At 46.3% G+C, this 11,722-nt stretch carries 8 protein-coding genes; 2 read left to right on the forward strand and 6 right to left on the reverse strand.

Translation table 11 applies throughout. From position 1 onward, the window contains the following. Positions 1 to 4: 4 nt before the first annotated feature. The 5 genes from L3V31_RS02005 to L3V31_RS02025 form a co-directional block, all read right to left on the reverse strand. On the reverse strand, positions 5 to 1,180 hold the full coding sequence (locus L3V31_RS02005; RefSeq protein WP_237314295.1) for an ABC transporter permease: 1,176 nt from the start codon (positions 1,178 to 1,180) through the stop codon (positions 5 to 7). Between the two features lie 16 nt (positions 1,181 to 1,196). After that, positions 1,197 to 2,192, reverse strand: a complete 996-nt coding sequence (locus L3V31_RS02010) for an ABC transporter permease (protein WP_237314298.1) — start codon at positions 2,190 to 2,192, stop codon at positions 1,197 to 1,199. A 113-nt stretch (positions 2,193 to 2,305) separates the two neighbouring features. Further along, positions 2,306 to 4,225, reverse strand: coding sequence for an ABC transporter substrate-binding protein (locus L3V31_RS02015; protein ID WP_237314299.1), 1,920 nt, complete (start codon positions 4,223 to 4,225; stop codon positions 2,306 to 2,308). Positions 4,226 to 4,293: 68 nt separating this feature from the next. Next, positions 4,294 to 6,015, reverse strand: coding sequence for a DUF2264 domain-containing protein (locus L3V31_RS02020; protein ID WP_237314301.1), 1,722 nt, complete (start codon positions 6,013 to 6,015; stop codon positions 4,294 to 4,296). 394 nt (positions 6,016 to 6,409) lie between these two features. Continuing rightward, positions 6,410 to 7,612 carry an anaerobic sulfatase maturase gene (locus L3V31_RS02025; RefSeq protein ID WP_237314303.1) on the reverse strand — a complete coding sequence of 401 codons (1,203 nt, stop codon included), beginning with the start codon at positions 7,610 to 7,612 and terminating at the stop codon, positions 6,410 to 6,412. 136 nt (positions 7,613 to 7,748) lie between these two features. On the opposite strand from L3V31_RS02025, the gene L3V31_RS02030 reads away from it, so the two are divergent. Further along, on the forward strand, positions 7,749 to 9,245 hold the full coding sequence (locus tag L3V31_RS02030; protein WP_237314305.1) for a sulfatase: 1,497 nt from the start codon (positions 7,749 to 7,751) through the stop codon (positions 9,243 to 9,245). Then, positions 9,242 to 10,708 carry an arylsulfatase gene (locus L3V31_RS02035; RefSeq protein ID WP_237314307.1) on the forward strand — a complete coding sequence of 489 codons (1,467 nt, stop codon included), beginning with the start codon at positions 9,242 to 9,244 and terminating at the stop codon, positions 10,706 to 10,708. Before L3V31_RS02030 ends, L3V31_RS02035 begins: the two co-directional genes overlap by 4 nt. 94 nt (positions 10,709 to 10,802) lie before the next feature. Here the strand turns inward: L3V31_RS02035 and L3V31_RS02040 are convergent, their stop codons facing one another. Beyond that, the gene (locus L3V31_RS02040) at positions 10,803 to 11,675 is read right to left on the reverse strand and encodes a Fe(3+) dicitrate ABC transporter substrate-binding protein (RefSeq protein WP_237314534.1); all 873 of its coding nucleotides are present in this window, start codon (positions 11,673 to 11,675) and stop codon (positions 10,803 to 10,805) included. Positions 11,676 to 11,722: the final 47 nt, after the last annotated feature.

Genomic DNA, 11,722 nt, shown 5'->3' on the forward strand with positions numbered 1-11,722 from the left:
TACCTTATTTTGCACCTTGTTCGTGGTAAGGGTCGCAGGCGTCACGTAAACCGTCGCCTACAAAGTTCATCGCTAGGATGGCAATGACAACACTCGCCGCTGGGATTAATAGCCAGATAGCATCAGCCAGAGCACGGATATTCTGCGCTTCTTGCAACAATACGCCCCAACTAACCATTGGAGGCTGAAGGCCAAGGCCTAAGAAGCTGAGTGCGGTTTCACCCAAAATCATGCCTGGAATCGCAAGTGTGACAACAGCAATGATGTGGCTTAAGAAGTTTGGCACCATGTAACGGCGGATGATTTCAAACGGCGTGTTGCCATCTAACCATGCTGCCGCAACGTACTCTTCGCTTTTCAATGACATAAAACGACTTCGTACGACACGAGCCATATCAGGCCAAGCAACTAAACCAAGAATGATGGTGATCAAGAAGTAACGCTGTAGCGAGCTCCAATCACTTGGCAATGACGCACCTAACGCCATCCAAAGAGGAAGGGTTGGGATAGACTTTACAATTTCCATCGTACGTTGGATGAAATTATCGATTTGGCCACCAAAGTAACCAGAGATACCCCCAATTAAAATACCGATGAAAAAGGTACAAAATACACCAATCAAACCAACCGACAGAGAGATACGTGCACCGTGGATCAAGCGAGACAACATATCACGGCCCATGCGGTCAGAGCCGAGAATAAAGAATGGGTCACGCTTATTTTTGGGTGCCAATAGCTTATATTTCATAGGAATGAAACCCGCTAGTGTGTACGGCTCTACCTCACCAAAAAACTCAAAGTAAACTTTTTTCGCTGGGTTTTCTGTGTAGTGACGCTTCAAAGTTCGCGTATCGGTTTTCACTTTATAACCAATCAAGTGTGGCGCCCAGTCCCAACCGTCATCCGTCTTTTCAAATAAGTTGACTGTTTGCGGCGGGGCGTACGTGTACCGGCTCCAGTTGTCACTTGAGTCAAACGGTGCAAAAAACTCCGCGAATGCAGCAACAAAATAGATTAGAGCTAAGAACCACATGCTGTACCAAGCCAGTTTGTGACGTCTTAACTTAATACCAATCAATTGCCAAGCGGTTGCTTCCGCTAGATCAATTTGTTTTTCCTTACGCTTAAATACACGAGCAAAGATGCTTGTAGAAGGAGCGGTTTGAATATTACTTGTCATGGTGTTGGCTCCTAAGTTATAGACCAGCGCGTACGCGTGGATCTACCCAATACATAATGATGTCAGAAATGATGGTACCGATAATGGTTAAGGTGGACATCAGCAATAGAATATCGCCAGCTAGGTACATATCCTGGTTTCGTAAAGCGTTAAGCATGGTTGGCCCCATAGTTGGGATATTCAATACTTGGCTCACAATAACGTCAGCGCTGATCAACAGTGGTAATTGCCAACCGATAGTCGCTGCAAGTGGCAGACACGCAACACGAATAGGGTATTTGACAAGGAGTGTAAATTCTTTTTGGCCTTTGGCACGTGCAGTCTTTACGTAAGGCTTCGTTAGTTCATCGAGCAAGTTGGCACGCATGATTCGGATGATACCCGCCATACCTGCTGTACCAGCCACAAGAATGTAAAGCCAGCTTCGGCTAGCACCATTCATGAACTTGTCAAAGCTCATAGGTTGAGAGATATATTCTGGTGAGTAAAGACCCGACAACATCACGTCAAATGAGTGGTAACCAATGAGTAAGGCAACAATCGCAATAACGAAGTTGGGGGTAGCCATACCAATAAAACCGAAAATGGTCGCAATGTAATCACCAAAGGAATATTGGCGGAGAGCAGAGTAAACACCGATTGGAATGGCTAATAAAAACTTAAATGTCAGTACTGCACAAGCGAGAAGAATAGTAGGTATCAGTGTGGGCTGAATGTTTTCCCAAACTGGCTTATTGTTCACTAAAGACAGCCCAAGATCACCTGTGAGTAGCCCCCCAATCCAACTTAGGTAACGCTCATACAGCGGTTTATCTAAGCCAAACATTTCACGCAAAACCAGTATTTGCTCAGGATCGACATCTTGACCCATAGCGGCCATTTCTGCGATTTTTGCGGAAGCAAAATCACCCGGTGGTAAATCAATAACGACAAATACTAAAATCGACACGACCAGCAGAGTGGTAAACACCGCCGCTAATCTACGTCCAATATACAGAAAAAAACTGCTCATAAATCTTCCTACATTTGCGAATTCGCAAACCTTTATAACAAGAGGTTCGTTAGCCGCAGCAGCTAGTTACTGCGGCTAACAGGTCTGGTTAATCCATACCTAGTTCAACGGAGTTATTTAGACTCCTTCCATAGTTGTGAGGTGCGCATTGGACCAGGCGAAGCGATACTGTATGAGTTAGGAACTTCAGTATCTGCGTTATGTACGCCTTTACGGATAATCACGCCTTCATCTAGAGGTTGAACCGTACCAATCACATAGAAGTTTTCTTTTGCGATATCAATGATTTGTTGCATTAACTTAGACTGTTCTTCATGAGAAGCGGTTTTGCCCATAGCACGGTAAAGCTCGATTTGCTTCTTAACATGCGCAGGTGGCTCAACAGCGTTAGCGTGTGAAGCGTCCGTCATCCAATAGTAGTAACCTAGACCCCAAGTAGATTCTGGGTTTTGAGGCGCGTAGCTACGGAACGTATCCAGCACACCGATACCGCCATCACCTTTCGCTGGTGCTAGATCATACTCGTTAGCCAAGCGTTGTGTTTGCAGGTAAGAACCTTCAACGATGCGGATATCGAAGAAGATGCCCACCTTCTGCCAGTCATTCTTAACCAGTTCAAGGATGTCCGTCGTTTCGCCAACGTTTTGTTGGTTAACAAGAGCTTCAATGCGTAAACGGTTACCCGTTTTATCTAAGCGGTAGCCTTCTTCGTCTTTTTTGTTTAGGCCGATCTTGTCTAACAATTGGTTTGCTAACTCAAGGTTAAACTCCGTGTACTGAGTTGCAAATTCTTCATCGTAGAATGCACTACCCTCTGACGGCGCAGCTTGGTATGGCGCAACGACGCCAGAGAAAACCGTCTCACTAATGCCTTCACGGTCAATGGCGTGAGAAAGTGCAACACGGAAATCTTTGTTAGAGAACAGCTCACGCTTAACTGGATCTTTGTGCGTTTGGTTGAAGCCAAGGATGACTGCATTCATGCTAGTGCTTGGACGAGTCGCGTAGGTGTAACTACTCTTCTTCTCGTTTTCGATTAACATTGGGCGGTACTTAGCCACACCGACATGACGCGTTTGGAAGTCTGTCTCACCCGCTGCTGCGCGAAGTACCATCTCTTCTTTGTTTTCAGAGAAAGAGAAGTAAACCGTATCTAGGTAAGGTAACTGGTTACCTGCTGTATCAACTTGCCAGTAGTATGGGTTACGTTCCCAAACTGCATATTGCGTTTGCGGACCTGGAACCACTTTTACCTTCCAAGCGTTGACAGTAGGACGGTCTGGGTTTTGGTAGCTCTCTTGGAAGTAAATCGCACGACACTTAGTTTGGAAGTACTGCTGCCAGCTATCAAAGCCCGCTGCTTTTGCTTCTTCCGTTACTTTAGAGTTTACTTCAGGCAAAAACTGCTCACAGTAGTGTTTCGGGAACTGAACGATGTTAGAACCATCAGTGTTCGCCAGTTTACGAATGAACATACCATCGGCATTTTTTAACTTCACTTTGATCGTGTGCTTGTCGACAACTTCACCGACTGCATCACCCGGTGAACGGGCATATAGAGGTTTGTTGCCAGACCAATCTTCACGGTTGATCAAGTCTAGGTAGAACTTAATGTCTTCCGCTGTAAACTCTTTGCCGTCAGACCATTTAACGCCTTTACGCAAACTGATTGTGTATTCAGTAAGATCTGCGTTTACTGTGTAGCTCGTTGCTAGGTTTGGCTCAATGCCAGTGTAGTGACGATTAAAGTTAAATAAGTTGTCGTACTTCAGCATACGCATGCGGTGGCCTCGGTCTGCTTTTAGACCAAGCAAACGCAATTCACCGCCGTATTGACCGATAGACTCAATCGGCTCAACAACTAGTGGGTTTTCTGGCAAACGCTCAGAAACAGGTGCTAGTTGCCCTGCTGCAACCAACTCTTTTAGCTGTGGAGCTTCATTGTACGTATCCGCCAAAGTAGAAAAAGAGACAGAGGCTGCAACCGCGATAGCGACTTTGCCAAATTGAGGTAATACATTCTTATAACTCATCAGTAACTCCCTGATTTTGTTTACAAACTTATGGATTAATTCTTTCGTAATTCGCGTAGCCATTTAACTCAGCGAGGCACATTGCCAGCGTTCACGGCGACAATATATTGATGGGTACCGGGTTCGATACGACCAGTAATGGCAGGAACACTGGCTTGTGGATAAAGTAAATTGGTGTTGGGTGCGCATGGGTATACTCGGCTTTGCCCTTCACCTTGTAGTAAAATCAGCTCACTAAAGAGCCGCTCAGATTCCACTCGTGCTGGCTGAATCACCTGATGACTAAACCAAGCAGACCAGCCATCCACGGCATACCCTGTCATCACAAACTCCAAAGCAAAGTCTGTGGTGATTTCGTGGCTACGAAGCTCACCCTGCTCAGAAAATTGTTGGCGCGTTTTCACCACACAACCTTCAAACGGCTGCCACAGTGAGACCAATGCACCACCTTCACGATAGCTATTGATATTGCGGGTACGGCTAAACCATTGACGAGTTTGCGGATGAACAAAGGCAAAAATATTGTCTCCTGCCCAGCCTTGATCCAGCCAACGGGTTGATTCAACACACAGTCCATGCGCCGAGCTATAGGCAAACTTACTGTATTTGTCTTCGCAATTACGCATCTCGTTTGCAGGCGCGCTATTGGTTAATAGATAGCTACCTTGACGACGGATAAGCTGATGATGCTCACCAATCCACGTAGCAGGCATGTTGCTGGATAATGGTTGCTCTTCTGTCGTCCAAAACGGATGCTCTTCAGGTAGATAAAGGGCGTTAAAGGCTTTCAGTGCCAGCATGGGTGACGCGTAACTGGTATAGAATTCACTCGCAAGCAAATTAGGATAAGCAAAGCCCGGTAGCAATTGTGCCTGTTGATCCCAAATCGGCTGAGTCGCCCACCAGCGCATAGTTTGCATCCAGTAGCTCTTTGCTGTTGCTATATCAGCATCAGGGTGTTCACTACGAGCCAATTCCGCCCAAAAAGCTGCACCGGCAAAGCGATAGTTCAATGAACGGCCGTAACAAAGAGGTTGACCATCTTCGCCAAACCAATATTGATAGCGATGGGAGAACTCAATCGCGCGGCTAAGCAAAATCTGACTGAACTCGCTATTTGAGTTATCCCAGCGGGCATAAACTAAAGCGTATAGTTGGAAAGCAAACGGATTATAATAATCCACAACGCCTGTGAGACCGTCTTGGTACCACCCGTCTGCTAAATACATTTCATCAATAAACGCGAGATCCTGCTCAAGCACTTGTTGCTGAATCTCGACACCTAACAACGACAGTGCTTTTAAAATAAGGACTCTAAACCAGCGCCAGTTGTTTGGTGGCAGCTCTAGATCGGAGACGGAATTTAACCAAGTCACAAGATTGGCGCGCTGTTCCCTATTTAATGGCTGCCAGTAAAGCTCGTTGGCATCAATCAACGCGACTGCTATCGATGACATCTCGACAACACGTTGGTCATAGTTTCGTGGAAACTGCCAAAAGTCTGGGTGCAATGGATTGGTACCATTGGCGATCAACTGGCGCAACACGGCGTGTTCATCTCTTAACGCCTCTCCAGCTGGCACTGACCCCCACATCAAACGACAGATATGTTCGATACTTGCCACGTTTGCCGTGTAATGCGCAGCACTGTTGAAGTTAGGCACGTCTTGTGTTGTTCCACGAACAACATCTATCTGGCGCTCTACAATCGCTTTTAGCATTTTCAGCGTTTCAGAACGGTTGGTACAACCTTGTGCCGTATTTGCCAAACAATTCAAACTTATTGACACGGGTTACTCGCTTAACAACAAAATCATCAATGAGATGAATTAAAACCCATCAACCATAATTATTGAAACGCTTTTTTATATTTATGATATAAAGATCAAAACTACGTTTTATTTTTTTAATTTAATGCCCACTTGCCTCGCAAAATTGAACGAGAGAAGCAATATAATTAAAGCTCCGCTTCAATTATTGGTTTTTGGAGAGTATATGAATCTTGCTCTGTTGCTTATGGAGCAAACTCGTAGAGATAGGCTGGGTTTTATCGAAACGAGATAATGCGCACCCGACTATGGCACACTGACGCATGAACTTATGTTCAACGCCAGTCGTCACCGGGAGCACTTTGACTTGAAGGTTGACCTAAAAGAAATGGTCAAATATCGATTTAGGTTGGTGTTATTTTTCGCGCATAAATCGCGCGTAATAAAGTGGCGGTAGTCCGCGATGCAAACATCGTCCCATTGCATCAAGATAAGGGCGAAGGTGTGAGAACAGTTGATAGTACCCTTCGCACAGATAGTGCTTAGCTGAGATTGATAGCTCGCCATTTTCATCGATTCGCTGCGCAGGGCACGCGCCATGACAAAGCGAACGTTGGTCGCATCGTTGGCAATGGGTTTGACTACCAATAGGCTTGCGGGTAGAAAATTGTTGCTGGATAGGCGTCTCAATTAAGTCCGGATAATCCCGCTGGTTGATATTCCCTACTTTGAATTCAGGATAAACGAAATGGTCACAGCTATATACATCACCGTTATGCTCGATCACTAGATTCTCACCACATTGGGGAGCATGAACACAAATAGACGACGGCATGCCTAAATGCATACCGAGCGCATTATCAAAGTGGCTGACGTACACCTTACCAATGTCATTTTTACGCCACTCTTCAAACACATCAACCATGAACTGACCAAACTGCGCTGGTGATACGCTTCGCTCAGAAACACCTTTGCCTTTTTCTGGCTCAACAATCGGGATGAACTGAATGAACGCCACCCCGAGTTGTTTTAAGTGTCGATAGACCCGTTTACCATGGCCGCCGTTGTGGTTCTGAATCACGGTAAGCACATTAGTGTCGACCTGATACTTTTGCAACATCTGCAAACCTTGGATTACCTGACGATAAGAGCCTTTGCCGCTGCGGGTTTTGCGATAATGGTCGTGCAGTTCTTCGTCACCATCAATGCTGATCCCAACCAAAAACTCATGCTGTTTAAGAAATGCCGCCCAATTGTCGTTAATCAGTACGCCATTGGTTTGTAGTGTATTAATGATCTTCATTCCCGGGCGGGCGTACTTCTTTTGCAACGCCACTGCTTGGCGGAAAAAATCCAGCCCTCTAAGGGTCGGCTCCCCCCCCTGCCAACCAAATGTCACTTCCGGGCAACCAACTGGTTGGCTCTCAATATAACTTTTTACATGTACCTCAAGCGTGGTGTCACCCATATCAAACTGCTTAGTTTCTGGGTAATAATCGGTTTTATCAAGATAGAAACAATAGTCGCAATCTAAGTTGCACAAAGGGCCAATCGGCTTGGATAGAATATGAAACGGACGCTTTGCTTTAACTTTACTGGTAGGAATGATTAGTGACACTGTAACTACACCTTAATTCTTAGTTGATATCTTATTTTAAAACGCCATTTTAATTTATTATCAATCCGTGATCACAAACAACAATTTTAAAACTGCGTTTCAATATAATATTTAAAACCCTTAACTATTGTGAATCATGAAAAAGCCCAATCTACTCTATGTATTTCCCGATCAGTTCCGACTGATGTCGTTGGGTATCTGGCAAGATCCCAACTACCGTGACTTTATTCCCGGTGCGGGGGACCCAGTCTACACACCCAATCTTGATACCTTTATCCAGCAGTCAACTCTGCTTAACAACGCCGTAAGTAACTGCCCAGTTTGTAGCCCGCACCGTGGCAGCCTGATGACCGGACAATTCCCATCACGCAGTGGCGTACCGTTGAACTGTAATTCAGACCGTGTTGATTCCGAGCTGCCAGAGACCGAAACTTGTTTCACCGATGTCTTGTCAATGGCTGGCTATCACGTCGGTTACATCGGCAAATGGCACTTGGACGTACCGACACCAAACGATCCGGCCAAACCCGGTCATTATGTTGATCCGAATATTCCAGCTTGGGATTCCTATACCGAGCCACAGCGCCGCCATGGTATCGATTATTGGTATGGATACGGCACATTTGATGAACACAACAATCCCCACTATTACGACACCAACGGCCATCGCCACGAGCCAAAAGTGTGGTCGGCAGAACACGAAACCGACAAGGCGATTGAATACCTGAAAAACGAGCAAGGCCAACGTGACGATGACAAACCGTTTGCGCTATTTATCTCGATGAACCCGCCACACAGCCCATATGACAGCCTTGATGATTGCCGTTTGGCAGACTGGCAGCGTTACAAAGACACGCCCGTTGACGAGCTTTTATTGCGTGACAACGCCGATACGAGTCTCGAGAAAGCGCTTAGTGCGCCTTATTACTTTGCCAACGTTACGGGCACCGACAGTGAGTTCGGCCGCTTGGTTGAGACACTTAAAGCGATGGGTGAATGGGACAATACCGTCGTGGTATTTACCAGCGACCACGGTGAAACCTTGTGCAGCCAAGGCGTAAACGATGCCAAGAACTGCATCTACAACGAAGCCTTCTCAGTGCCTTTCATCGTGAAAACGGCTGAGCAGAATCAAGCAAAGCAACACCCAGCCTTTTTGAGTAGTGCTGACATTATGCCAACCATATTGGGATTAATGGGGCTGTCATCGTCTTGCCCAGCCAATATTCATGGCCGCGATCTCGCCGAGGCATTCCGCTCTGATACAACCGATACCAGCCCAACTTATGCTCTCTATCTAAAGAATGTGAACACCGCTCCAGATCCAGACGGTAAAATCCGTGGCTATTTCGCTGCCGTCCGAGGCATTAAAACTGAGCGCTATTCCTTAGCACTGCATATTGATGCTTTTGGTCAACTCGAAAAAACCCAATTTTTCGACAATCTTCAAGACCCTTACCAAACCAATAACCTGTCCTTCAATCCTGAAGAGCCGGACGTTCGTCGCCTTTTACGCGCCATGGCGGAAGAGTTAGTTCGAACGGACGATCCTTGGGCTGATGGCCGAGTACTCGCTCACTTACTTCCATATGACTTGTTCAACAACTATGGCACCGAGAAGGAACGATCATGAGTAACCATACACTTCCGAACGTAATTATTATGTATGCCGATGATCTCGGTTTCGGAGACTTGAGCTGTTACGGAGCCAACGACATTCCAACACCTAACCTGGATAAACTGGCCGAAGAAGGGCTTAAATTCCATCAAGGTTACGCCACTGCAGCGACATGTACGCCTTCGCGTTATAGCTTACTTACAGGCTCTTACCCTTGGCGTAACCCTAACGCCGCCGTTTTACCTGGCGATGCACCGCAGATCATCACTATTTCTGATTTCACGATGCCAAAAATGTTCCGAAAGGCAGGCTATCGCACTGGCATAGTAGGTAAATGGCATTTAGGGCTCGGCAATGGTGAACTCGATTTCAATCAAGAAATTCAGGGAACACCGAACGATGTAGGTTTTGACGATTCCTATATTATGGCCGCGACAAATGACCGCGTACCGTGTGTCTACATTGACAATCGCCATGTCGATAACCTTGACCCTTCAGACCCAATTGAAGTGACCTACGAATGGGACCAAGCATTTGATGACGTTCCCACCGGCCGTCACAACCCGGAGCTTCTGGATGTCATGTACGACCATGGCCACGATGGAACTATCATCAATGGCGTTAGCCGTATCGGTCACATGCGCGGCGGCCAATCCGCAATCTGGAATGATGAAACCATGGGCGAAGTCTTTGCTGACAAAGCGATTAAGTTCATCGAGCAGAATCAAGAGCAACCGTTTTTCCTTTACTATGCTCTGCATCAGCCACACGTACCGCGTATCCCAAATCCTCGCTTTAGAGGCGTTACACCCCACGGTGTACGCGGAGATGTGATTGTCGAAATGGATTGGTGTATCGGACAAGTGCTCGATAAATTGGAAGAGCTGCAACTGGCAGACAATACGATCGTGATATTCTCCAGTGACAATGGTCCGGTTTTAAATGATGGATACAAAGATCAAGCGGTAGAATTCAACGGCGATCATCGAATGGCGGGCCCATTACGCGGTGGTAAATATAGCCTGTTTGAAGGTGGGACACGCGTACCATTTATTATCCGCTGGCCAAACGGCGCTACTCGAGGAGAAACGGAAGCGTTGTTCAATCAAGTCGACCTTTATCACTGTTTTGCTCAGCTAACAGGCTCCCAACTGCAAGAGGAAGAAGCGCCGGATAGCCAACCGCTGCTAGACACTTTACTTGGTAAGGAACCTCAAGGCCGAAACAACATGGTGCTAGAAGGGATGCAATATAAGAAAGTATTCAGAGACCAACGTTTCGCTTATATTCCGCCGCACGATGACGATTTTATCTGCCAATATACGGGGAATGAAAAAGGCAACCTTTCCAGCGCTCAGTTATTTGATCTACAGGATGATATTGGCCAGGTTGTTAACCTTGCCGAGCAGTATCCCGAAAAAGTTGAAGAGTTAGCAGCACTGCTTGAAAAGAGTATCAAAGCACCACGCACTCGTTAATAGCTTCTCTTTTATCATTTTTTAAACCACGAGAGCCCGAGTTTGGGCTCTCTGATTTCTTAGGTTTCATTACAACTGTTATTACCGACCCCCATTAAGAACGATCCAATAGCTCTTCGAGGTTTCGCGCGATTTCTTCGGCCGCAAGCATGCCGCGGTTTAGTGACCACAACTCAGGGGAGACCTCCACTAATTGTTGCTTTTTCGCAGCAGTTAGCAACTTGAATAGCGGGTTTTTATGCCATTCGTCCATAACATTTGGCTGAGAATAGAGCCCAACCAAAAGCCAATCTGGATTGGTTTTCAGCAACAGTTCAAAGCTTGTTGGCAGGTAAGCGTTTTGAGTTTGTTCAGCCAATGGGCTTTTTATCCCCAATGTGGACAATACGCCACCAGCGTAAGATACCGGGCTATGTAGCCACATGCCTTTGTCGGAGACTACCCCAAACTGTATGCTCTCTTGGGTAGAAAAGCGCTGTTTAAAATGTGCCATGGTTTGCTGATGCCTCTCAACACGTTGCACCATTTGTTCCTGCTTGCCAATCGCGACGCCAATTTTCAGCGCAGATTCAAGGTTTTCTTGATACGTCTCACCACGACTTTTTAGCAGCAATGTTGGCGCTATTCGCTGCAAATCCTGATAGATAGTACGATGGCGCTCCGCGTCAGCAATGATGAGATCCGGCTTAAGTTGCGCAATCACTTCCAAGCTAGGCTGTGACCTAGCGCCAACAGACTGCCAAGGCTCTACTTTCTCTCTAACTGCTGCAATGACGCGTGTTGGGTCTTTATCATCAGCGACACCAACTGGCGACAAGTCAACCGCGGCTAAGGCATCCACAAAAGAGAATTCTAAAACAACGATACGTTCGGGAATCGTGTCAATCTCGAATGTACCCTGCTCATCTTGAACTGTGCGCACCTCAGCCATACTCGAAAATGAAGTAATGACAAGCATAAGCGACATCAATGTAAGCACATAAAAACGATTACTACCCAGTCTATTTAAATTTT

The organism is Vibrio sp. J1-1, assembly GCF_021728395.1.
In the GTDB taxonomy this organism is placed as follows: Bacteria; Pseudomonadota; Gammaproteobacteria; order Enterobacterales; family Vibrionaceae; genus Vibrio.